Origin of the sequence: Kitasatospora sp. NPDC058063 (assembly GCF_042885395.1) — a bacterium.
Lineage (GTDB): Bacteria > Actinomycetota > Actinomycetes > Streptomycetales > Streptomycetaceae > Kitasatospora > Kitasatospora lactacystinica.
This window is the reverse complement of sequence record NZ_JBHVSD010000006.1, coordinates 40,482-63,379: the sequence shown is the minus strand read 5'-3', so window position 1 is coordinate 63,379 and position 22,898 is coordinate 40,482. Positions and strand designations below refer to the sequence as shown.

Below are 22,898 nucleotides of genomic sequence, written 5' to 3'. Positions count from 1 at the left end.
TCGTGGCGTCCCATCGTCGTCCCAAGCCCGCAGGCCGCGCCCGGGTCTCGATTCTGACCGGTGTCGCCGCGGCAGCCGTCGTCCTCTCCGCGCAAGGTGCCCACGCCGACCCGCAGCCGACCAAGGAACAGGTCAAGGGGCAGGTCGACCAGCTCAACGAGCAGGCCGAGATCGCGACCGAGAACTACAACGCGGCCCAGGCCAAGCAGCAGGAGCTGGAGAAGCAGGTCTCCGGCATGCAGGACCAGGTGGCCCGTCAGCAGGCCCAGGTCACCGAGCTCCAGGGCGGCCTGGCCGAGATCGCCGGCGAGCAGTACCGCAACGGGGGCATATCCCCGACCGTCCAGCTGATGTTCTCCTCCAGCCCGGACACCTTCCTCAGCCAGGCCGACGCGCTGAACCAGGCCGGCAGCACCCAGAAGGGTCAGCTGAAGGAGCTCCAGGAGCAGCAGCGCAAGCTCGACCAGGACCGCAACGAGGCCCAGGGCAAGCTCGCCGAGCTGGAGTCGACCACCCAGCAGCTGAAGACCTCCAAGGAGGAGGTCCAGGGCAAGCTGAAGGCGGCCCAGGACCTGCTCAACACGCTGACCGAGCAGGAGCGCCAGGCGCTGCGCCAGGCCGAGGAGAAGGCCGCGGCCGACGCCAAGGCCAAGGCCGACGCCGCCCAGGCCCAGCAGCAGCAGGCCGACCGCGCCTCCCGCGACAACAGCCGCGGCGACCTCGCGGCCGGCTCGAGCGCCTCGACCGGCTCGACCGCCTCCTCCCCGGTGAAGGTGGCCCCGGGCAGCTCGCGCGGTGCCGCCGCGCTGTCGGCCGCCGCCTCCAAGATCGGCAGCCCGTACGTCTGGGGCGCCACCGGCCCGGGCTCCTTCGACTGCTCCGGCCTGATGGTCTGGGCGTTCAACCAGGCGGGCGTGTCGCTGCCGCGCACCTCGCAGGCGCAGGCCTCGGCCGGCACCCGGATCGGCTCGGACATCTCCCAGGCCCAGCCCGGCGACCTGCTGATCTTCTACACCGACGCCCACCACGTCGGCATCTACGCGGGCAACGGCCAGGTGCTGCACGCGCCCAAGCCGGGCGCGTCGGTGCGCTACGAGGCCGTCACCAACATGCCGCTGGCCTCCATCGTGCGGGTCTGATCACCGCTCGAACGCTTCCAGGCCCGGCCTCCCCCAGGGGAGGCCGGGCCTGCGGTTTTTCCTGCGGCTTTTCCCGAGGGTCGGTCAAATGTCCGACAACAGCCTGAATATTCGGGTTGGCAGGGGTTTGGACTCGCTTGCCCTGACTCGCTAACGTCTGCCACCGGACTCCCGCTCGACGGCCGCCCGTCCCGGTGCGGCGGCGGGAGCCGCGCCGCAGGATTGGAGCCGCTGCCGCCATGCCCGTGCACCGCCGTTCCCAACTGCTCGCCCGGGCGCTGGTGCTGACCGCGGCCGCCGCCACCGCCCTGGGTGTGGCCGCCGGAGGCAGCGCCCAGGCCGCCCCCGGCAGCCCCGACCCGGGTGACCGCCAGGACGTCAAGACGCAGGTGGAACAGCTGTACGACGAGGCCGAGCAGGCGTCCGAGAAGGCCAACGCGGCGCAGGAGGCCCAGCGGCGGCTCCAGGGCGAGACCACGATCCTCCAGGGCGAGATCGCCGTGGCCCAGGACCAGCTCAACGGGCTGCGGGGCGACCTCGCGACGGTGGCCGGGGCCGAGTATCGCGGCGGCGGGATGACCCAGACCGCCCAGCTCATCCTCTCGCCCGACCCGGAGGGCTACCTCTCCCGCGCCCGCGCCCTGGGCCAGGCCGCCGCGCGCCAGCAGGAGACCCTGCACGAGCTGGTCGCCCGGCAGCGCCGGCTCGACCAGCGCCGGACCGAGGCGGCCGGCAAGCTCGACGAGCTGGACCGGACCCGCCGCTCGCTCGCCGACAGCAAGCAGCAGATCCAGCAGCGGCTGGCCAGGGCGCAGAAGCTGCTGAACGGTCTGGGCGCCGCCGAGCGGGCCCGGCTGACGGTCCAGGACGCCCGGGACGCCGAGCAGCGCGCCACCCGGGGCACCGACCGGCTGGACCTCGGCACCGCCCCGCCCGCCTCCGAGCGCGGGGCCGCCGCGCTGGCCGCCGCGGTGCGGATGATCGGCTCCCCGTACGTCTACGGGGCCACCGGCCCGCACGCGTTCGACTGCTCCGGTCTGATGTACTACAGCTGGCGGCAGGCCGGAGTGACCCTGCCGCGCACCTCGCAGGCCCAGGCGTACGCCGGGCAGCGGGTCAGCCTGTCCGAAGCGCGACCGGGAGACCTGGTGATCTTCTACCGGGACATGCACCACGTCGGCATGTACGCCGGCGGCGGCGTGATCGTGCACGCCCCCCGCCCGGGCGCCAAGGTCCGCTACGAGAGCGTCACCGCCATGCCGGTCTCCGGGGTGGTCCGGCTCTGAACGCCCCGCCGTCCGGCCCCGCCGACCCCACTGGCCCCGCCGGTATATCCGGCTCCCGCCCCCGCCGGACGCTGTCCCGGCGGGGCGCGCTGCTGCTCGCGGCCGGTGGGCTGGCCCAGCTGTCGCTGCCTCCGGCCGCCCCGGCGGCGCCCCCGGCCCGCTCGGCGGACCGGCACGCCGAGGTGGCCGCCGCGCTGGCGGAACGGGCGCGCTCGGCGCCGCCGTGGGCCGGGCTGCCGGTGGCCGGGGCGGGGTACCGCAACCTGGTGCTCGCCGCCTCCGGCGGGCCGGAGCGGCTGACCGCCGCCGCCGAACTGGCGGTGCGGATCGCCGGGTACGACGAGTACCCGGTGGTGTACCCGCGCCGGATCGAGCTGCTCCGGGCCGGCGACGGCTGGCGGGTCGAGCGCGAGGAGAGCGCGGACGGCCCGCCCGCGCCGTGGGACTTCGGGCCGCTCCGGTCGGCTCCGGGAGCGAACTGCCTGGTGGTCGGGCCGGCCGCCGGGCCCGACCCGGCCGAGCTGGCCGCGGTGGGGGACCGGGCGGTGCCCGCCGTCACCGAGGTCTGGGGCGGCGCCTGGCCGCAGCGGCTGCTGCTGGAGCGGCCCGCCACCGAGGAGCAGTTCGCCCGGCTGCTGGAGGGCGACCCGGACGGCTGGACGGGCATGGCGGCGGTCACCGTGGCCGCCCCCGGCGCACCGTGGCACACCCCGGCGGACCGGGTGCTGGTCAACCCGGAGGTGTACGGCCGGCTCAGCGATTTCGGCCGCCAGGTGGTGATCACCCACGAGGCCACCCACGTCGCGACCAGGGCCGACACCCGGGCCTGGACCCCGCTGTGGCTCTCCGAGGGCGTCGCCGACTGGACGGCGTACCGCGACTCGGGCCGCAGTCCGCAGCAGGTCGCCCCCGAGCTGGCCCGGGACGTCGCCGCCGGGAGGACGCCCACCGCGCTGCCCGCCGACCGGGACTTCGCCGCCGGGGCCACCGGCATCGCCCAGGCCTACGAGCAGTCCTGGCTGGCCTGCGAGCTGATCGGCCGCACCCACGGGCCGCAGCGGCTGGTCGCCTTCTACCGTGCGATCGGCGCGGCCGACGGGCAGGGCGAGGACCGGGAGCGCCGCACCGACCGGCTGATGCGCCGCGAGCTGGGCGTCGGGCTGGAGGAGTTCACCCGGCAGTGGCTGGCGCGGATGGCGGAGCTGAGGAGCTGATCAGCGGCGCTGCTCGGCCGGGGCGCCCGGGTGGTCGATGCCGTCCAGCAGGTCCTGCTCGTAGGCGATGCCCGGGCGCACCGGGTAGCCGGCGGACGGCAGCGCGGCGGGCTCGCGGTCCAGCACCACGGTCGGCGGCAGCGGCGCCTCGCCGCGGGTCGAGCGCCAGAGCCGGACGCAGGAGAGCACGGCCGCGGCCAGCAGCAGCAGGTTGCGCGCGGCCAGCACGGTGACCGCCACCGGGTCGCTGGCCAGCACCTGGGTGAACATGGTCGGGAACTCGACCAGGGTCAGCGGGCAGGCGAGCAGGATCAGCATCGCCACCGGCCGCTGGCTGCTGTTGCGCACGGTCAGGCAGACCGCCGCGACGCCGACCAGCCAGACCAGGTACTGCGGGCTGATCACCCGGCTGGTCACCACGAAGATCAGCAGCGCGCACAGTGCCGCGTCGTACATGGTGGCCGCGCTGCGGCGCTTGGAGGTGTAGCGCCACAGCAGCAGCCAGGCGAAGCCCAGCACGGTGCCGGCCATCATCACCTTGCTGATCACGCTCACCCACGGCCCGAGCATCTCGGGGGAGCCGTAGTTCATCGTGACCCTGCCGTCCCAGCCGCCGGCGAGCCGGGCGAAGTGCAGCGGCAGCGCGCCGAGCGACTCGACCTCGATGCCGCGGTCCTTCTGGAAGGCCAGGAAGTCGAAGGCGCCGTTCATCCCGGCGGCCAGCAGGAAGCCGATCGAGACGGCGGTGGCGCCGGCCAGCGTCCAGGAACGGCGGGTGCGGCGGCCGGAGGGGGTGCCGATCAGGCCGAGCAGCGGCCAGATCTTGACGATGCCGCCCAGGCCCAGCAGTAGCCCGCCGACCGCCGGGCGGCGGATCAGCGCCAGCAGACCGGCCAGGGCGACCGCGGTGACGATGACGTCGAAGCGGTTGTAGATCATCGGGCCGAGCAGCGGGACGCCCACCACCCACATCCAGGCGCCGGTCAGCGCCCGGCCCCGGCGCAGGCCGGTGCGCACCAGCAGCGCGGCCGCGGCGGCGTCGGCGATCCCGCAGATCACCCAGAACGAGACCAGGTACGACCAGGGCAGCAGGCCCGGCAGCAGGATCACCAGGGCGGCGCCCGGCGGGTACTGCCAGGTGACGTCGTCGAAGGGGAAGGTGCCGGTCTGGAGCACGCCGTACCAGGCGTGGTAGATCATCCAGACGTCCGCCGTGACGTCGCCGCCGGGCGCCTTCAGCACGCCCGTCGCCAGCAGCACCAGCAGCGCGCGGGTGGCGATCCAGGTGGCGCCGAGCGCGGCGAGCGCCCCGAGCGGGCGGCCGAGGCGGCCACGTGAAGAACCGGGCTCGGTGGCCGGGGCCAATTCCACTGCGCTCCCTCGTTCGTCTCGGACGTCCCCACCGGAGGCGTCGTGGAGACGGACGCCCGGGCCGCGTCGCACTGCGGCCTAGGTACTAGGACTGACCCGGGGGTCAAACGGTTGCCGTGCGCGGTTCCGTTCCCGGCGGGTCATGGTGTTGACCTATCGTACGGATCACCCAGCGGTACACCGCGCACCCCCCGACCGAGCGAGCCGTGGCCTGATGCACAGAACCTTGATCGTCACCAATGACTTCCCGCCGCGCCCCGGTGGCATCCAGGCCTTCGTGCACAACATGGCCGTCCGTCAGCCCGCAGGCAGTGTCGTGGTGTACGCCTCGACCTGGCGGGACGGCAGCGAGGTGGCCCGCTTCGACGCCGAGCAGCCGTTCCCGGTGATCCGGGACCGGACGAAGGTGATGGTTCCCACACCGCGGGTCACCCGGCGGGCCGCCGAGATCCTGCGCGCGGAGAAGTGCGACTCGGTCTGGTTCGGCGCCGCCGCGCCGCTCGGGCTGATGGCGCCCACGCTGCGCCGGGCCGGGGCCGGGCGGCTGCTCGGCATGACCCACGGCCACGAGGCCGCCTGGGCCCAGCTGCCGGTCTCCCGGCAGCTGCTGCGCCGGATCGGCGCCGGCACCGACGTGCTGACCTACCTGGGCGAGTACACCCGCTCCCGGATCGCCGCCGCGGTCGGGCCGCAGGCCGCGGCCCGGATGGTCCAGCTGCCGCCGGGTGTGGACGAGACGACCTTCCACCCGGGCTCCGGGGGCGCCGAGGTGCGCCGCCGGCTCGGGCTGGCGGACCGGCCGGTGGTGGTCTGCGTCTCCCGGCTGGTGCCGCGCAAGGGCCAGGACACCCTGATCGAGGCGATGCCGCAGATCCTCGCCGACGTGCCGGACGCGGTGCTGCTGATCGTCGGCGGCGGCCCGTACCGGGCGGACCTGGAGAAGCTCGCCGACGCCACGGGCGTGCGGGACTCGGTGCGGTTCACCGGCTCGGTGCCGTGGGAGGAGCTGCCCGCCCACTACGGGGCCGGGGACGTCTTCGCGATGCCGTGCCGCACCCGGCGCGGGGGGCTGGACGTCGAGGGACTGGGCATCGTCTACCTGGAGGCCTCGGCGACCGGCCTGCCGGTGGTCGCGGGGGACTCCGGCGGCGCGCCGGACGCGGTGCTGGAGGGCGAGACCGGGTACGTGGTGCCCGGCGGCTCGGCCCCGGCGGCGGCCGAGCGGATCGTGCGGCTGCTGCGCGACGAGGAGCTGCGGCGGCGGATGGGCGAGGCCGGGCGGCGCTGGGTGGAGCGCTCCTGGCGCTGGGACCTGCTGGCCGGGCGGCTGACCTCGCTGCTGGCCGGGTGACGCCGACGGGCCCCGCCACTTTCCTGGAGTGGCGGGGCCCGTCCGGCGCCCGCGGGTCGGGCCGCGTCGGGCGGCCGCGTCCGGCGGCTACTTCCGGTAGAGCGCCTCGACGTCGGCCGCGTAGTCCTTCAGCACGACGTTGCGCTTGAGCTTGAGCGAGGGCGTCAGGTGGCCGCTCTCCTCGGAGAACTCGGTGTCCAGCAGCCGGAACTTCTTGACCGCCTCGGCGTGCGAGACGGCGGCGTTGCCGTCGTCCACCGCGCTCTGGAGGGCGGCCAGCAGGTCCGGGTCGCCGGCGAGGTCGGCGACGGTGGCGCCGGCGGGCTTGCCGTTGAGTTCCTTCCACTTCGGGAAGAAGTCCGGGTCGACGGTGATCAGGCAGGCGATGAAGGGCTTGCGGTCGCCGACCACCATGACCTCGCCGACCAGGGCGTGGGCCCGGATCCGGTCCTCGATCACGGCGGGGGCGACGTTCTTGCCGCCGGCCGTGACGATGATCTCCTTCTTGCGGCCGGTGATGGTCAGGTAGCCGTCGGAGTCCAGCGAGCCGAGGTCGCCGGTGGCGATCCAGCCGTCCTTGAGGGTGTCGGCGGTGGCCTGCGGGTTGTTCCAGTAGCCGGTGAAGACGTGCGGGCCCTTGAAGAAGGCCTCGCCGTCCTCGGCGATCCGCACGGAGGCGCCGGGCACCGGCTGGCCGACCGTACCGATCTTCGGCTTGTCCCACGGGTTGAAGGCGGTGGCCGCGCAGGTCTCCGTCAGGCCGTAGCCCTCCAGGACGGTGAAGCCGATGCCCCGGTAGAAGTGGCCCAGGCGCTCGCCGAGCGGGGCGCCGCCGGAGATGGCGTGGGTGGCCCGGCCGCCGAGGGCGGCACGCAGCTTGCCGTAGACCAGCTTGTCGAAGACCGCGTGCTTGAGCCGCAGCACCAGCCCGGCGCCGCCGGCGTCCAGCGCCCGGCTGTAGGCGATCGCGGTCTCGGCGGCCTTGTCGAAGATCTTGCCCTTGCCGTCGGCCTGGGCCTTGGCGCGGGCGGTGTTGTAGACCTTCTCGAACACTCTGGGCACGCCCAGGATCAGGGTCGGCCGGAAGGCGGCCAGCTCGGCGGTGACGTCCCGGATGTCGGAGACGTGACCGAGCTTGATCGGGGCCATCGCCGGGGCGATCTCGGCGATCCGGGCGAGCACGTGGGCCAGCGGCAGGAAGAGCAGGACGGAGCTCTCGCCGGTGCGGAACAGCGGGGCCAGGCGCTCGACGACGTTGCCGCACTCGGCCAGGAAGTTGCCGTGGGTCAGCTGACAGCCCTTCGGGCGGCCGGTGGTGCCCGAGGTGTAGACGATGGTGGCGATGTCGTCGGGGCCGGCGATCCGGCGGCGCTCGTGGACCGTCGCGTCGGGGACGCCCTGTCCGGCCTCGGCCAGGGCGGCGAGCGCCCCGCCCTCGATCTGCCAGGTGTGCTTCAGCTCAGGCAGCCGCTCGCGGACCTCGCCGACCACCCGGACGTGCTGGTCGGTCTCGGTGATCACGGCGACCGCGCCCGAGTCGCCGAGGATCCACTCGACCTGCTCGGCGGAGGAGGTCTCGTACACCGGCACGGTGACGGCGCCGGCCGTCCAGATCGCGAAGTCCAGCAGCGTCCACTCGTACCGGGTACGGGACATGATGGCGACCCGGTCACCCGGCTCGACGCCGGCGGCGATCAGGCCCTTCGCGGCGGCGTGCACCTCGGCCAGGAACTGGACCGACGTCAACTCCTGCCACTGGCCGTCCACCTTCCGGCTGAGCACGGCGACGTCCGGGTGCTCCTCGGCGTTCCGGTGCACCGGGTCGGCGAGGTTGCCGCCGCTCGGTACCTGGTAGAGGGCCGGAAGGCTGAAGTCGAGCAAGACTGCTCCTCGTTCGCGACGCTGCGGGACGGCAGGACGTTACTGCCCGGTAGGCAGCTTCGACCAGAGGGGTCGGCTCCGGTGTTCGAAGTGTCACACCCGGCCGGGTCCGACCAGGCCGTGACCGGGTCGTTCGAATGGCACCCTACGACAGAGCAGGGCGACCGGCCGGTAACATGCCCGGCCGCCCGGCGCCCGCCCGCACCACGGCCGCCCGCCGGGAACGGCCCGCGCCGCCGCGCCGCCCGCCGGGCGCGATAGCCTGCTCCGGGCGGACCGGGCCGAGCGCGCCCCGGCCGGACCGGCAGGCAGAGGGACGAGGCGGAGGGCCATTCCATGGCGGAGCACACCAGGTCGAGCATCACCATCGACGCGACCCCGGCCACGGTCATGGCCGTGATCGCCGACTTCGCCGCCTACCCGGCCTGGACCGGGGAGGTCAAGGAGATCGAGGTCCTCAAGGCCGGCGAGGACGGCCGCGCCGCCGAGGTCCGGCTGCTGCTCGACGCCGGCGCCATCCGCGACGAGCACGTCCTCGCCTACACCTGGGACGGTGACCGCGAGGTCTCCTGGACCCTCGTCCGCAGCCAGATGCTCCGCTCGCTGGACGGCTCCTACACTCTCGCCCCGCTGGCCGGCGGCCGCACCGAGGTGACGTACCAGCTCGCCGTGGACGTCAAGATCCCGATGCTCGGCATGATCAAGCGCAAGGCCGAGAAGGTCATCATCGACCGCGCCCTGGCCGGTCTGAAGAAGCGCGTCGAAGGCTGACACGACCGAACGGGGGGCCGGACGGCATGACGGCGACACGCACCATCCTGATCAGCGGCGACGCGGGGGCTCCCGCGGTGGCCGCCGCCACCGCCCTGCACGCCGCCCGGCGCGGCCACCGCACCTGGCTGCTGGCCGCCGACGACCCGCACCGCGCCCTGGACTCCGCCCTCGGCACCCGGCTGGAGCCCGAACCGCTCCTCCACGCACCGGGCCTGACCGTCTCCCGGATCGACGAGCAGGCCGCCTTCCGCTACGCCGTCGGCGAGCTCACCGGCCGGCTCAAGCCCGCCCTCGACCTGCTCGGCGCCGAACAGCTCGACCCCGAGGAGCTCACCGCCCTCCCCGGCATCGCCCGGCTCGCCCTGCTGCGCGCCCTGCCCGCCGCCGACCAGGACGTCCTGGTCGTGCTCGCCCCGCCGCCCGCCGAGCTGATCGCCACCCTCGCCCTGCCCGAACAGCTCGCCCGCTACCTGGACCGGCTCGTCCCCGAGCAGCGGCAGGCCGCCCGGGCGCTGCGCCCGCTGCTGGCCGGGCTGGCCGGTGTCCCGATGCCCGCCGACTGGCTGTACGAGGGGCGCACCAAGGCCGTCGCGGCGCTCGCCGAGTCCCGCGCCGCGATCACCGGCCCCGGCACCAGCGTCCGGCTGGTCGTCCCGGCCGACGGCCACCCGTACCGCGAGCTGCGCCGGATCCGGGCCGGACTGGCGCTGCACGGGCACCGGCCGGACGCCGTGGTGGTGCACGGCGCGCTGCCCGGGGCCGCCGTCTCCTCGCCCGACCCCTGGCTGGCCGCCCTGGCCCGCCGCCGGCAGGAGGAGCTGACCGCGCTCGCCGCCGAGACCGACGCCCCGGTGCTGGTCACCGGCCTGGCCGACGCCACCCTGGAAGCCGTCGCCGACCGGCTCTACGGGGACGGGGACGGGCCCGAGCGGCTCGCCCCCGGGCCCTGGCCGGTCGAGGACCGGCTCGCCGAGGAGGGCCTGCTGGTCTGGCACCTCGACCTGCCCGGCGCCGACCGCTCCGAACTGGACCTGGTCCGCCGGGGTGACGAACTGGTGGTCGGAATCGGCACCCACCGCCGGGTGCTCACCCTCCCGTCCGCGCTGCGCCGCTGCACGGTGGCCGGGGCGGGGCTGCACGACGGGGTGCTCTCGGTGCGGTTCGCGCCCGACCCGGCGCTCTGGCCCCGGGGCTGACGGGGGTTCGGCGGCGCTTTGGCGGCGCTTTGGCAGGGATCCGGCAGCGGTCCGGCGGCTTTTCGGGCCGCCCGGCCGGTCGGGTAGCGTCGGGCCCGAGGGGCCGCGGGGTGCGGCCCCGGCTGAGGAGGCGCCCGCGATGACCAGCACCGACGACCGCACCGAGCCCGGCGGCCGGCCGGACGCCGAGCAGGACGGCGAGCAGGGCGGCCAGGGGCACCCGTTCGGGCCGGAGCTGGGCCCGCTGGTGGACGAGGTGCGCCGGTTCGCCGGTGCGCTCGGCGACAAGGCCCAGGAGGCGAGCGCCACCACCCTGATCACCCTGTCCGGGCTGGCCGACCGGCTGCGCACCCAGCAGCCGGAGGTCTACTCCCACCTTGCCGCGGCCGGCACCGGGCTCGCCGCCGCGGGCGCCGAGCTGCTGGCCGCCTACCGCGCCGCCGTGGCCGGGCACGAGAGCCGCTGGACCGCCGGGCAGGGCGCGCCGACCGCGAAGATCGACCTCGACCTCGACGGCGACCTCGACGGCGATGTTGACGAGGCTGACGGGTCGTCCGTCAAGCAGTGAAACCGTGACTTTCGGAGGGTGATCGCGCTGTTCTCATACGTCACGAAGAAGGAGATTAGATACGACTTTTGAAGCGTCACGGCCAGGCTGTCCCAGGATTGTCTTCGGATAATGTATGCGAGGCTGTGTACGGGGGCCGGGTTGGGCGGTAGCGTTCCGCCCAGCGGAACGAGTGAATAGCTGAGGGACACATGGCTCTGACCATCGGCGTCGATGTCGGCGGGACCAAGATCGCGGCAGGCGTGGTCGACGAGGCGGGTGCCATCCTGGCCCGGACCAGGGTGCCCACCCCGGCCGACCCGCAGTGGGCGGTCGACGCCATCGCGCAGGCCGTGCGCGAGCTCAAGGAGGAGCACCCCGGTGTCACGGCGGTGGGCGTCGGCGCCCCCGGGTTCGTCGACAGCAACCGCTCGACCGTGATCTTCGCTCCCAACATCGACTGGGAGAACGAGCCGCTGCGCGGCCGGATCGAAGAGCTCACCGGCCTGTCCACCGTCGTCGAGAACGACGCCAACTGCGCGGCCTGGGCCGAGTTCCGCTTCGGCGCGGCCGCCGACCACCGCGACATGCTGCTGATCACCGTCGGCACCGGCATCGGCGGCGGCATCGTCCTGGACAACCGGCTGCACCGCGGTCGCTTCGGCGTGGCCGGCGAGATCGGCCACCTCAACATGGTCCCCGACGGCCTGCTCTGCGGCTGCGGCGGCAAGGGCTGCTGGGAGCAGTACGGCTCCGGGCGCTCGCTGCGCCGCTACGGCCGGGAGAAGGCGGCCGCCGACCCGCAGCGCGGCCACCGGATGCTGGAACTCAACGACGGCGTGGCCGAGACCATCCGCGGCATCCACATCACCCAGGCCGCGGAGGAGGGCGACCCGCTCGCCCTGGAGTGCTACGCGGAACTGGCCGACTGGCTGGGCCGCGGCATGGCCGACCTCGCCGCGCTGTTCGACCCGGGCGTCTTCGTGCTCGGCGGCGGCGTCTCCGACTCCGGCCGGCTGCTGCTCGACCCGGTCGCCAAGGCGTTCGAGCACTACCTGACCGGCGGGGTGCACCGCCCGCGCGCCGAGGTCGTGCTGGCCTCGATGGGCTCCGCCGCCGGCATCGTCGGCGCGGCGGACCTCGCCCGCACCGCCTGACCCCCTCCGAGCCCGCCGGCGGCGGTGCGACCGGGCCCCGACCGATCCCGGACGCACCGCCGCCGTCGCACGTCCCGGCCCGGCCGCGTACGGTCGGATCGATCCGGTGACCGCCCAGGGGAGGACCATGAGCGCCGCGACCACGACCACCGCCGTGACCGGGACCACCGCGCGGGCCGAACCGCTGCCGCCGCCGGGCCCGGGCCGGCTGCGGCTGCTCAGCTACAACATCCGCTCGCTGCGCGACGACCGGCGGGCGCTGGCCCGGGTGATCCGGGCCTGCGAGCCGGACGTGGTCTGCGTCCAGGAGTCCCCGCGCTACTGGCGGCCCGAGGGCCAGGCCGCCTGGCTGGCCCGGAGCACCGGCACGGCCGTGCTGGCCGGCGGCGGCCGCACCGCCGCCGGCCCGCTGCTGCTCGGCCGGCCCGGCGCGGTGGAACTGCTGGAGGTGCACGACCGGCTGCTGCCCAAGACCCGCGGCCTGCACGCCCGGGGCTTCGCCGGTGCGCTGCTGCGGCTGCCCGGCACGGCGCCGTTCAGCGTCACCAGCTGCCACCTCAGCCTGGACCAGGAGGAGCGGTACGGGCAGTTCGAGCTGCTCCTCGACCAGCTCGCGATCGCCGAACTCGGCGTCGTGGCAGGGGACTTCAACGAGCACCCGGACGGGCCGGGCTGGCGGCTGCTGGCCTCGCGGCTCCAGGACGGGTACCCGACCGCGCCCTGGGGAGGCGAGTTCACCTCCGTGCCGGAGCGCCCCTACCAGCGGATCGACGCCGTCTTCGCCACACCCGGGATCACCGTCCTCGGCTGTGGGGTGCCGCACGGGCTGCCCGGCGTCACCGAGGCCGACCTGCGGGCCGCGACCGACCACCTGCCGGTGCTCGCCGTCCTCGAACTGCCGACGAGCCGGCCGAGCGGCCGGCGGGAATTGCCGGACACGCCCTAGACGACCGCGCCGTGGTCCGGGTCCTCCGGCTCGTCCTCGTCGCGGTCCTTCATCCGCGCGACCAGGGTCACGAAGCCGCCGAGGAAGGCGGTGATCCCGACCCAGGCGGGCCAGCCGGAGATCTCCCGCCAGACCACCGCGTCGACCAGCAGCAGCGCCGGGCCGCCGAGCACCGCCAGCCAGGCGAACTTGGCGGTCACGTCGGCGGCCGGCAGCGGCGGGGGCTCCGGCGGGACGAAGTGCCCCTCGTCGGTCTCCTCGGCCAGTTCGAAGTCGCGCGGGCCCGCGCCGCCCGCCGGCATCACCGGTCGGCCGGAGCGGGGGCGGGGCTGCGGGGCGAGGTCGGCCAGGTCGTCCTGGTCGCCGCGGCCGCCGGCGCCGCCTTCCTTGTAGCCGCCCTTGAGCTCGTTCTGCGCCCGGAGGTTCTCGACCTCGGGCCAGTTCGGGTTGTTGAGGTCGACCGGGTCGTCGAACTGTGCCACCAGGGCGGCGAAGATCGCGTCCTGCTCGGCCTGGCTGCGCTCGGGCGCACGGCGCGGACGGCGTTCGGCGGTGTCGCCGGCGGCCTCTCCCGCGGAGCCGGCGGCGGCGTCCCGGCCGGGTGGGGGCGTCGCCGCGCCCTCCGGGCCGGTACGGTCCGTCGGCGCACCGCCCGGGGTGGCGGCGTCCGTCCCGCCGTCCTTGGTCGCGCCGTCCTCGCGGGGAGTCTCGTCCCCGCCGCCCGCCGTGCTGCTCTCGTGCACTTCCGGCCCTTCAGCCATGGTGATCGTCGGATTCGACCCGGGTGACGCCCGCCGCGTGCGCGGGGGCCAGCCGTTGGATGAAGTCCTGGCCGGCCGCGAATATTTCCGCCGCGTCGTGGTCCAGCGTCGCGACGTGGAAACTGCGCTGGCACAGCCGCTCCGTCACGTCCGTCGAGGATATCCGGGCCAGTACCAGTTCCGAGTTGGCCGGCGAGACGACGTGGTCCTGCGGGCTGTGGAAGAGCAGCACCGGCTGGGTCACCTCCGGCAGCAGCCGCTGGACCTCCCGCCACAGCCGGCTCAGCGACCAGGCGGCGTGCAGCGGGGTGCGGTCGTAGCCGACCTCGACCGCACCGGCCCGGGCGATGTCGTTGGCGACCCCGGGCAGGCTGGGCAGCAGGTGGCGCAGCACCGGCAGCAGCACGCTCGCGGGGGTGTCCGAGCGCACCGACGGGTTGACCAGCACCAGCCCGGAGACCGTCGGCCCGTGCAGCGCGGCGAGCCGCAGCGCCAGCGCGCCGCCCATCGACAGGGCGCAGACGAAGACCTGCTCGCACTCGTCGGCGAGCGCCAGCAGCTCGCGCTCGACCTCGGCGTACCAGTCCTCCCAGCGGGTGAGCTGCATGTCCTGCCAGCGGGTGCCGTGCCCGGGCAGCAGCGGCAGCGAGACGGTGAAGCCGGCCGCCGCCAGTTCGTCGGCCCACGGCCGCAGCGACTGCGGCGACCCGGTGAAGCCGTGGCAGAGCAGCACTCCCACCGGTCCGCCGGTGTGGCGGTACGGCTCGGCACCGGGCAGCAACGGCATGGCGGACTCCTTCGCGGGCGGGTGGCGCTGGGGGAGGGGACGCTGGAGGGGGAAGTGCTGCGAAATCGCATCGTCCCACGCTCCGCGCCGGGTCGTACACCCCCTGCGAAGGGGCCGGACGCGGTCCGTACGGCGGGGGCGGGCACAGCGGACGGCCGCGGGGCATTAGGATCGACCGGTCCGCATAACAGGAGGCCCGGGTTGTTCTACCGACTGATGAAGATGATCGTCGCGCCACTGCTTCGGATCTTCTTCCGGCCCTGGATCGAGGGCGAGGAGAACATCCCCACCGAGGGTGCGGCGATCATCGCGAGCAACCACCTGTCCTTCTCGGACTCGTTCTTCTTCCCCGCCCTGATCAGGCGCCGGGTCACCTTCATCGCGAAGGCCGAGTACTTCAACACCCCGGGCCTCAAGGGCCGGCTGACCGCCGCGTTCTTCAAGGGCGTCGGCCAGCTGCCGGTGGACCGCTCGGGCGTGCGCGGTGCCGGTGAGGCCGCGATCCGCAGCGCCATCGCGGTGCTGGACAGCGGCGAGCTGTTCGGCGTCTACCCGGAGGGCACCCGGTCGCCCGACGGCAAGCTGTACCGCGGCAAGGTCGGCGGCCTGGCCCGCGTCGCGCTGGCCACCGGCGCCCCGGTGATCCCGGTCGCCATGATCGACACCGAGAAGGTGCAGCCGCCCGGCCAGGTGATCCCCAACTTCGGCATCCGCCCCGGCATCCGGATCGGCCGCCCGCTGGACTTCTCCCGCTACCACGGCATGGAGAACGACCGCTTCATCCTCCGTTCGGTGACGGATGAGGTGATGTACGAGATCATGCGGCTCTCCGGCCAGGAGTACGTGGACATCTACGCGACCGCCGCCAAGCGGCAGATCGCGGACGACAAGAAGAAGGCCGACGCCGAGCGCCGGGCCGCCGCCAAGGCGGAGAAGGCGGAGGCCGCCGAGGCCGAGAAGGCGGAGAAGGCCGAGAAGGCCGCCGGGACGGGCACCTCGGAGAAGCAGCAGGAGAAGCCGGAGTAGGCGCCCGGACGGCCGCTCGGCCGCCCGGACGGGCCCAGGGGAGGGGCGGATGACGGACGACGGGGGCAGAGCCGGCGCGGTCGGCGGCACGGTGGCGGCCGGCGGCATGTCCGTCGAACTCCCGCTGTGGAAGGCGATCTCCTACTTCCGGGTGCTGGCCCTGTGCTACGCCCTGCTGCGGTACTTCAACTCGTACCTGCACTTCCTGCACCCGGTGGCCGGCTGGATCTTCCTCGGCGCGCTGACCCTGTGGACCCTGGCCAGCACCCGGGCCTTCGCCAACCCGCAGCGCTGCACCTGGTACGTCCTGGGCGCCGACCTCACCCTCGCCGTCACCGGCATCGTGATGAGCGGCATCACCGACTCCCCGGCCCGGATCAGCCACGGCGCGCCCACCCTGCCGACCATCTGGGCGGCCGGCACGGTGCTGGGCTTCGCCGCGAAGGGCGGCTGGCGCCCCGCTGCGGCCTCGGGCTCGGTGATCGGCGTCGCCAACATCCTCGGCCACGGCGGGCCGACCGGCGACAACATCCACAACATCGTGCTGCTGATGGTGGCCGGCTGCGCGATCGGCTACGTGATCGAGCTGGCCCGGGCCAGCGAGGCCACCCTCACCCGGGCGCTCCAGGTCGAGGCGGCCACCCGGGAGCGCGAGCGGCTCTCCCGGGACATCCACGACGGCGTGCTCCAGGTGCTCGCCCTGGTCCAGCGGCGCGGCGCGGAGCTGAGCGAGCGGACGGACTCCGGCGCGGACTTCGCCGAGCTCGGCCGGCTGGCCGGTGAGCAGGAGCGCGCGCTGCGGGCGCTGATGACGGGCGGTCCGCTGCCGGCGCGGCGCGCGTCGCGGTCCGACGCCGCCGAGCCGCCGGACCCGCACACGCCCTGCGACCTGACCGTGCTGCTGCGCCCGTACGCGGACGAGCGGATCACGCTCTCCGCCCCCGGCACCCCGGTGCTGCTGCCCGGTCAGGCGGCGGGCGAGCTCGCGGCGGCCGTCGGCGCGGCCGTCGACAACGTGCGCAAGCACGCGGGGGAGCGGGCCCGGGCCTGGATCCTGGTCGAGGACGAGCCGGAGGCCGTCACGGTCGGCATCCGCGACGACGGCCCCGGCTACGCCCCGGGCCGGCTGGGCGAGGCCGAGCAGGCGGGCCGGCTCGGCGTCTCCCAGTCCATCCGCGGCCGGCTGCTGGACCTCGGCGGCACGGCCGAGCTGTACTCGGCGCCCGGGGAGGGCGTCGAGGTCGAACTGCGCGTCCCGAGGAAGGCCACTCAATGACCAGCCAGCCGATGACCGATCAGCCGACCGCCGACCGGCCGGTGCGGGTGATGGTGGTGGACGACCACCCGATGTGGCGGGACGCCGTCTCGCGTGACCTCGCCGAGGCCGGACTGGACGTGGTGGCCACCGCGGGCGACGGCGAGGAGGCCGTGCGCCGGGCCCGCGCCTGCACGCCGCAGGTGGTCGTGCTGGACCTCAATCTGCCCGGCCTGCCCGGTGCCGAGGTGTGCCGCCAGGTGGTCGCGCACGACCCGGCGGTGCGGGTGCTGGTGCTGTCGGCCAGCGGTGAGCACCAGGACGTGCTGGAGGCGGTGAAGTCCGGCGCGACCGGCTACCTGGTGAAGTCGGCCGGGCGGGAGGAGCTGCTGGACGCGGTGCGCCGTACGGCCGTCGGCGACGCGGTGTTCACCCCGGGCCTGGCCGGCCTGGTGCTCGGCGAGTTCCGCCGGCTGGCCGCCGAGCCGGCCCCGGCCTCGGCGCCGGCCGCCCCGCGGCTGACCGCCCGGGAGACCGAGGTGCTGCGGCTGGTGGCCAAGGGGCTGTCGTACCGGCAGATCGCCGACCGGCTGGTGCTGTCCCACCGGACGGTGCAGAACCACGTGCAGAACACGCTCGGGAAGCTGCAGCTGCACAACCGGGTGGAGCTGGTCCGGTACGCCATCGAGCAGGGCCTGGACGAAGAGATCTGAGGGTCCGGCAGCGGCTGCGGCGCGGCCCCGGGCGGGTGTACGTCCGCCCGGGGCCGCGCCGTCGGCTCAGCGCAGTGCGGCCGTCGCCCCGCGCAGCAGGCCGGCCACGATGCCGACCCCGTCGCGGGTGAGCACCGACTCCGGGTGGAACTGGAGCCCCGCGAAGCCGGGCCCGCGCAGTGCGTGCACGTCGCCGGTGACGGCGTCCCGGGAGACCTCGACGCCCTCGGTGGCGAGCCGCGCCGCGTCGGCGTCCGAGCAGCGCGCGGTGAAGGTGTTGTAGAAGCCGACCGTCTGCTTGCCGCCGAACAGGTCGATCCGCTCCTGCGCCCCCTGGTACGGGACGGCCTTGCGGCCCAGCGCGAGCCCGAGTTCGGCGGCCAGCAGCTGGTGGCTCAGGCAGACCGCGAGCAGCGGCGAGGTGCGGGCGCCGGAGCGGACGGCGGCCAGCGCGTCCGCGACGATCGGCCGCAGCAGCATCATCTTGGGGTCGTCCGCGAGCGCCGGGTCGCCCGGGCCGGGGCCGAGCACCAGTGCGCCCCGGTGCGCCGCGACCCGCTCGCGCAGCCCCGGCTCGTCGTACCGGGCCACCGTCACCCGGTGGCCGAGCGAGCCGAGCAGGTGGGAGAGCATCGAGGTGAAGGTGTCCTCGCCGTCCACGACCAGGGTCGGCTCGGTCTCGGTGATCTCGGCGGGCTGCTGCATCCGCAGCCAGAACGGCGCGAGGTCGGCCCGGCGGGAGTCCAGGGCGGCCTGCACCCGGTGGTCGTCGGCGAGCCGGGGCCCGACCGGGTGGGGCAGCCGGGAGGGCGTGGGCCGGGCGCCGATCGCGGTGAGCACCCCGGCGGCCTTGGCGTGGGTCTCGGCGACCTCGGACTCCGGGACGGAGTGGCGCACCAGGGTGGCGCCGACCCGGACGACCAGCCGGCCGGTGGCCGGGTCGATGTCGGCGGTGCGGATGCAGATCGGCGAGTCCAGCAGCTGCCCGCCGCTGGCGGAACGGCCGATCAGGGCGAGCGCGCCGGAGTAGTAGCCGCGCCCGGTGGGCTCGTAGCGCTTGATCACCCGGGTGGCGTTCTCGACCGGGCTGCCCGTGACGGTCGCGGCGAACATCGTCTCGCGGAGCACGTCGCGGACGTCCAGCGAGGTGCGCCCGCGCAGCTCGTACTCGGTGTGGGCGAGGTGGGCCATCTCCTTGAGCCGGGGCCCGAGGACCTGGCCGCCGAGGTCGCCGACCGTGCACATCATCTTGAGCTCCTCGTCCACGACCATGGTGAGCTCCTCCAGCTCCTTGGGGTCGTGCAGGAACTGGAGCAGCGAGTCGAGGTCGGAGCCGCCGGCCGGGTAGCGGTAGGTGCCGGAGATCGGGTTCATCACGACGGTGCCGCCGCTCTGCCGGACGTGCACCTCGGGGGAGGCGCCGACCAGCACCCGGTCACCGGTGTGCACCAGGAAGGTCCAGTACGCGCCGCGCTCCTGCTCCAGCAGCCGGCGGAAGAGCGTCAGCGCGAGCTCCGGCGAGAAGTCTTCCAGCGTCGCGTGGAAGTCGCGCCGGATCACGAAGTTGGCGCCCTCGCCGTTGCCGATCTCGTCCCGGATGACCCTGCGGACGATCGACGCGTACGAATCGTCGTCCACATCGAACCCGCCACCGGCAAGTGAGACCGGCAATTTCGGTAGGGCATAGGTGAATTCGGCCAACGGCAGGGTGTGCTGCTCGGTCACCGAGAGGGCCTGCAGGGGGGTGTCGTCGTCGTGCGCCTCGAAGCCGCGCTCGCGGATCTGGCGGTACGGGACGAGCGCGAGCAGATCGTGCACCGGGCCGCCGCCGGCCGGCGGGCCGCTGCGCACGGGCAGGTCGGCGAGGTGCTCGTAGCGGTCGACGGTGCCCAGCAGCACCTCGACGGTGTCCGGGCTGAGCCGGGGGGTGCGGCGGTGCAGCAGGGCGAACGCGGGGGCGTCCGGGCCGGTGAGGCGGGTGAGCAGGTCGACGGCGGTGGTCACGGGAAACGGCTTCCTTCCGGGTGGGCTGGTGAGAGGCGGTGCAAGGTCCGCTCCCGGAGGGCCGTCTGCGCAGACGCCGACGGCCGCCCCGAGGGGCGGCCGTCGTGTTCGTCTAGGAACGCGTCGTTCGTGGGCCACCCTTGGGGGAGGCCCACCACCAGGAGTGGGTGTGGGGCGCGTGCATGATTCGACCCTAGCGGATGCGCCGGGGCGGGTGAGGGCCGTCACGTCTTTGTCCGAGATGTGTCTCATCCCTCGGGCAATAGTCACGAGTCACTCCTGTCACCCCGTAGCCTTGGCGATGTGACCGCTACGACTGAGACTTCGAGGGCTGCCCATTCCTGGCAGTCCCTGCCCGCGGCGCAGCAGCCTGAATGGCCGGACCAAGAGGCTCTGCGCAAGACCCTTGCCGAGCTCGCCTCCTATCCGCCGCTCGTCTTCGCCGGCGAGTGCGACCAGCTGCGCGCCCGGCTCGGGGCCGTGGCGCGCGGGGAGGCCTTCCTCCTCCAGGGTGGTGACTGTGCCGAGGCCTTCGACGGCGTCTCGGCGGAGCACATCCGCAACAAGCTGAAGACGCTGCTCCAGATGGCCGCCGTGCTGACGTACGCCGCCTCGGTGCCGGTGGTGAAGGTCGGCCGCATCGCCGGCCAGTACTCCAAGCCGCGCTCCAAGTCGACCGAGACCCGCGACGGCGTGACCCTGCCGGTCTACCGCGGCGACTCGGTGAACGGCTTCGAGTTCACCCCCGAGTCCCGCATCCCGGACCCGGAGCGCCTGAAGCGGATGTACAACGCGTCCGCCGCGACGCTCAACCTGGTGCGCGCGTTCACCACCGGTGGTTACGCGGACCTGCGCCAGGTGCACGCCTGGAACCAGGACTTCGTCCGCAACTCGCCGGCCGGCCAGCGCTACGAGCAGCTCGCCCGGGAGATCGACAACGCCCTGGCGTTCATGAGCGCCTGCGGCGTGGTGCCGGAGGAGTTCAAGGCGGTCGAGTTCTTCTCCTCGCACGAGGCGCTGGTTCTCGACTACGAGACCGCGCTGACCCGCGTGGACTCGCGCACCGGCGAGCTGTACGACGTCTCCGGCCACATGGTGTGGATCGGCGAGCGCACCCGGCAGCTGGACCACGCGCACATCGAGTTCGCCTCCAAGATCCGCAACCCGATCGGCGTCAAGCTCGGCCCGACCACCTCGGTGGACGACGCGCTCGCCCTGATCGAGAAGCTGGACCCGGAGCGCGAGCCCGGCCGCCTGACCTTCATCACCCGGATGGGCGCGGGCAAGATCCGCGAGCACCTGCCCACCCTGGTGGAGAAGGTCACCGCCTCCGGCGCCAAGCCGGTGTGGATCTGCGACCCGATGCACGGCAACACCTTCGAGGCCTCCAGCGGGCACAAGACCCGCCGCTTCGACGACGTCCTGGACGAGGTCAAGGGCTTCTTCGAGGTGCACCGCGCGCTCGGCACCCACCCGGGCGGCATCCACGTGGAGCTGACCGGCGACGACGTCACCGAGTGCGTCGGCGGCGGCGACGAGGTCCTGGTGGACGACCTGCACCAGCGCTACGAGACGGCCTGCGACCCGCGCCTCAACCGCAGCCAGTCGCTGGACCTGGCGTTCCTGGTGGCGGAGATGTACCGGGGCCAGTAGGCCCGGCGCCCGTCGGATGTGACGAAGGCCCCTCCGGATTCGGTGTTCCCGAGCCCGGAGGGGCTTTTTCGTACCCGTTTGCCCGGGTAAGGTAAGCCTCAGTGAACTAAGGCGAACCTTAGTCAAGATCCATTCCGCTCCACCCCGGGAGAGACCGCGATGTACGTGTGCATGTGCCATGCGGTCACCGAGGACCAGGTGAAGAAGGCGATCGACGGCGGCGCCAGCACCCCGCGCCAGATAGCGAAGGGCTGCCGGGCCGGCACCGACTGCGGGTCCTGCGTGCGCCGCATCCAGGCGCTGCTCGGCGAGCACGGCGCCCGCCCGTGCCCGACCGCCCGGCTGGCCGCGAAGCTCGGCCTCGCGGACCCGGAGGCCCCGGCCGCCCCGGTCCCCGCGCCGAAGGCCGCTCCGGTGGTCCCACTGCGGGCGGCCTGAACGGCCCGGGCCGTCCGAGCCGCCCGAGCCGCCCGGAAGGACCGCCTCAGGACTCCGGCTGCTCGATGACCTGAGCGAGGTAGAGCGCCTCGCCGAGCTTGTCCAGCAGCTCCAGCTGGGTGTCGAGGTAGTCGATGTGGTGCTCCTCGTCGGCCAGGATATCCTCGAAGATGTTCGCCGAGGTGACGTCGTTCTTGGCCCGCATCACCACGATCCCGCGCTTGAGCCGGTCGATCGCCTCGACCTCGACCTGGCGGTCCGCCTCGAACATCTCCTTGACCGTCTGGCCGATCCGGACGTGGAACAGCCGCTGGTAGTTGGGCAGCCCGTCCAGGAACAGGATCCGGTCGGTGAGCGTCTCGGCGTGCTTCATCTCGTCGAAGGACTCGTGCCGGGTGTACTTGGCGAGCTTCGTCCAGCCGAAGTTCTCCTGCATCTTGGCATGCAGGAAGTACTGGTTGATCGCGGTCAGCTCGGCGGTGAGCTGCTCGTTGAGGAACTCGATGACCTCGGGATCGCCCTGCATGGTGATGCCTCCTGCGTGAGTCCTGTCCTGCGTCCTGTGCTGGGTCCTGCGCTGCGCATCCTGGCACCGCTTCGGGAGGAAATTCCAGTAAGTTCACACTCACTAGGAGATGTGGCGGAATATCCGATTCATGACGGAACGTGCTGGTGGGGGCTCGACCGTTGCTCCGTACGGGCCGGGGCGCGAATCCGCGCAAAGGGGCGCGCGCCGAGGCTCGTCCGCCGTCTGTCACCATGGATCCATGGGTCAGTCGAAACACGAACCGCTTCCGCCGTCTGACCCGAGGCTCCCCCCGGGCCAGCGCGCGCAGCGCGGCTGGCCCGCCCTGCACTACGGGCCGGTGCCCCGCTTCAAGCCCCTGACCTGGGACCTCCAGGTGTTCGGCGCCACCGCCTCGGCGGAGAAGCACAGCTGGGACTTCGAGGCCTTCTGCGCCCTCCCGCGCACCACCGTCGTCGGGGACATGCACTGCGTGACCAAGTTCTCGGTGCTCGGCAACGAATGGACGGGCGTGTCGGCCGCCGCCGTGCTCGACCTGGTGCCCCCGGCACCGGGCGTCACCCACGTCATGGTCTGGGCCGAGTACGGCTACAGCGCCAACCTGCGGCTGGCCGACTTCGCCGACCCCCGCACCCTGCTCGCCACCCACCGCAACGGCGAGGCGCTCACCGCCGAGCACGGCTTCCCGGTGCGGCTGGTGGTACCGCGGCTGTACGCCTGGAAGGGCCCCAAGTGGGTGCGCGCGGTGGAGTACATGCGGGCCGACCGGCGCGGCTTCTGGGAGGAGCGCGGCTACCACAACCTCGCCGACCCCTGGCGCGAGCAGCGCTACTCCTACCAGGAGGAGCCCGGCGACGGGCCGCTGCGCTGAAC

The 22,898-nt window shown here is 73.7% G+C and carries 21 protein-coding genes; 15 read left to right on the top strand and 6 right to left on the bottom strand.

The features are described 5' to 3' along the window. Window positions 1-2 precede the first annotated feature (2 nt). From ACFVUY_RS11990 to ACFVUY_RS11980, 3 genes are all read left to right on the top strand, one after another. Window positions 3-1,139 (top strand): NlpC/P60 family protein, encoded by a 1,137-nt coding sequence (locus tag ACFVUY_RS11990; RefSeq protein ID WP_387689186.1) that lies wholly within the window; start codon window positions 3-5, stop codon window positions 1,137-1,139. Window positions 1,140-1,378: 239 nt separating this feature from the next. Then, window positions 1,379-2,425, top strand: coding sequence for an NlpC/P60 family protein (locus ACFVUY_RS11985; protein WP_359897074.1), 1,047 nt, complete (start codon window positions 1,379-1,381; stop codon window positions 2,423-2,425). Window positions 2,426-2,607: 182 nt separating this feature from the next. Beyond that, window positions 2,608-3,639, top strand: a complete 1,032-nt coding sequence (locus ACFVUY_RS11980) for a hypothetical protein (protein ID WP_387729449.1) — start codon at window positions 2,608-2,610, stop codon at window positions 3,637-3,639. Here ACFVUY_RS11980 and ACFVUY_RS11975 read toward each other — a convergent pair whose 3' ends face one another. Beyond that, window positions 3,640-5,010, bottom strand: a complete 1,371-nt coding sequence (locus ACFVUY_RS11975; protein ID WP_387689179.1) for a glycosyltransferase 87 family protein — start codon at window positions 5,008-5,010, stop codon at window positions 3,640-3,642. A gap of 214 nt (window positions 5,011-5,224) precedes the next feature. Between ACFVUY_RS11975 and ACFVUY_RS11970 the strand changes: the two genes are divergently transcribed. Further along, window positions 5,225-6,361: a glycosyltransferase family 4 protein gene (locus ACFVUY_RS11970; RefSeq protein WP_359897079.1), complete on the top strand. Its 1,137-nt coding sequence runs from the start codon at window positions 5,225-5,227 to the stop codon at window positions 6,359-6,361. 87 nt (window positions 6,362-6,448) lie between these two features. Here ACFVUY_RS11970 and ACFVUY_RS11965 read toward each other — a convergent pair whose 3' ends face one another. Then, window positions 6,449-8,242 carry an AMP-dependent synthetase/ligase gene (locus ACFVUY_RS11965; protein WP_387729447.1) on the bottom strand — a complete coding sequence of 598 codons (1,794 nt, stop codon included), beginning with the start codon at window positions 8,240-8,242 and terminating at the stop codon, window positions 6,449-6,451. Between the two features lie 336 nt (window positions 8,243-8,578). On the opposite strand from ACFVUY_RS11965, the gene ACFVUY_RS11960 reads away from it, so the two are divergent. From ACFVUY_RS11960 to ACFVUY_RS11940, 5 genes are all read left to right on the top strand, one after another. Beyond that, window positions 8,579-9,013 (top strand): SRPBCC family protein, encoded by a 435-nt coding sequence (locus tag ACFVUY_RS11960; RefSeq protein WP_359897082.1) that lies wholly within the window; start codon window positions 8,579-8,581, stop codon window positions 9,011-9,013. 26 nt (window positions 9,014-9,039) lie between these two features. After that, on the top strand, window positions 9,040-10,212 hold the full coding sequence (locus ACFVUY_RS11955) for an ArsA family ATPase (protein WP_387729444.1): 1,173 nt from the start codon (window positions 9,040-9,042) through the stop codon (window positions 10,210-10,212). 139 nt (window positions 10,213-10,351) lie between these two features. After that, entirely contained in the window at window positions 10,352-10,780 is a 429-nt protein-coding gene (locus ACFVUY_RS11950) for a DUF5304 family protein (RefSeq protein WP_387729442.1), read from the top strand. A 191-nt stretch (window positions 10,781-10,971) separates the two neighbouring features. Next, window positions 10,972-11,916: an ROK family glucokinase gene (locus tag ACFVUY_RS11945; protein WP_387689166.1), complete on the top strand. Its 945-nt coding sequence runs from the start codon at window positions 10,972-10,974 to the stop codon at window positions 11,914-11,916. Between the two features lie 127 nt (window positions 11,917-12,043). After that, entirely contained in the window at window positions 12,044-12,862 is an 819-nt protein-coding gene (locus ACFVUY_RS11940) for an endonuclease/exonuclease/phosphatase family protein (protein WP_387729440.1), read from the top strand. Here ACFVUY_RS11940 and ACFVUY_RS11935 read toward each other — a convergent pair. Together ACFVUY_RS11935 and ACFVUY_RS11930 are read right to left on the bottom strand one after the other, a co-directional pair. Then, the gene (locus tag ACFVUY_RS11935; protein ID WP_387694800.1) at window positions 12,859-13,605 is read right to left on the bottom strand and encodes a hypothetical protein; all 747 of its coding nucleotides are present in this window, start codon (window positions 13,603-13,605) and stop codon (window positions 12,859-12,861) included. The genes ACFVUY_RS11940 and ACFVUY_RS11935 overlap by 4 nt on opposite strands. 10 nt (window positions 13,606-13,615) lie before the next feature. Then, window positions 13,616-14,410: an alpha/beta fold hydrolase gene (locus tag ACFVUY_RS11930; RefSeq protein WP_359897094.1), complete on the bottom strand. Its 795-nt coding sequence runs from the start codon at window positions 14,408-14,410 to the stop codon at window positions 13,616-13,618. 201 nt (window positions 14,411-14,611) lie between these two features. Between ACFVUY_RS11930 and ACFVUY_RS11925 the strand changes: the two genes are divergently transcribed. From ACFVUY_RS11925 to ACFVUY_RS11915, 3 genes are read left to right on the top strand one after another with little or no spacing between them, the layout of a single operon-like run. Beyond that, complete coding sequence (locus ACFVUY_RS11925; protein WP_387729437.1) at window positions 14,612-15,436, top strand: lysophospholipid acyltransferase family protein; 825 nt, start codon at window positions 14,612-14,614, stop codon at window positions 15,434-15,436. Window positions 15,437-15,485: 49 nt separating this feature from the next. After that, window positions 15,486-16,712 (top strand): MacS family sensor histidine kinase, encoded by a 1,227-nt coding sequence (macS, locus tag ACFVUY_RS11920; protein WP_387729434.1) that lies wholly within the window; start codon window positions 15,486-15,488, stop codon window positions 16,710-16,712. Next, window positions 16,709-17,404: a response regulator gene (locus ACFVUY_RS11915; RefSeq protein ID WP_387729432.1), complete on the top strand. Its 696-nt coding sequence runs from the start codon at window positions 16,709-16,711 to the stop codon at window positions 17,402-17,404. Before macS ends, ACFVUY_RS11915 begins: the two co-directional genes overlap by 4 nt. Window positions 17,405-17,470: 66 nt before the next feature. On the opposite strand, the gene ACFVUY_RS11910 is transcribed toward ACFVUY_RS11915, so the two are convergent. Next, a complete protein-coding gene (locus ACFVUY_RS11910; RefSeq protein ID WP_387694803.1) occupies window positions 17,471-19,408 on the bottom strand; it encodes a chorismate-binding protein in 1,938 nt (645 codons plus the stop codon). A 303-nt stretch (window positions 19,409-19,711) separates the two neighbouring features. On the opposite strand from ACFVUY_RS11910, the gene ACFVUY_RS11905 reads away from it, so the two are divergent. Beyond that, window positions 19,712-21,061: a class II 3-deoxy-7-phosphoheptulonate synthase gene (locus ACFVUY_RS11905; protein ID WP_359897101.1), complete on the top strand. Its 1,350-nt coding sequence runs from the start codon at window positions 19,712-19,714 to the stop codon at window positions 21,059-21,061. A gap of 159 nt (window positions 21,062-21,220) precedes the next feature. Next, window positions 21,221-21,499: a bacterioferritin-associated ferredoxin gene (locus tag ACFVUY_RS11900; protein ID WP_387729429.1), complete on the top strand. Its 279-nt coding sequence runs from the start codon at window positions 21,221-21,223 to the stop codon at window positions 21,497-21,499. 46 nt (window positions 21,500-21,545) lie between these two features. On the opposite strand, the gene bfr is transcribed toward ACFVUY_RS11900, so the two are convergent. Then, window positions 21,546-22,025, bottom strand: a complete 480-nt coding sequence (gene bfr, locus ACFVUY_RS11895; protein WP_359897105.1) for a bacterioferritin — start codon at window positions 22,023-22,025, stop codon at window positions 21,546-21,548. Between the two features lie 241 nt (window positions 22,026-22,266). Between bfr and ACFVUY_RS11890 the strand changes: the two genes are divergently transcribed. Continuing rightward, window positions 22,267-22,896, top strand: a complete 630-nt coding sequence (locus tag ACFVUY_RS11890) for a sulfite oxidase-like oxidoreductase (protein ID WP_359897107.1) — start codon at window positions 22,267-22,269, stop codon at window positions 22,894-22,896. Window positions 22,897-22,898: the final 2 nt, after the last annotated feature.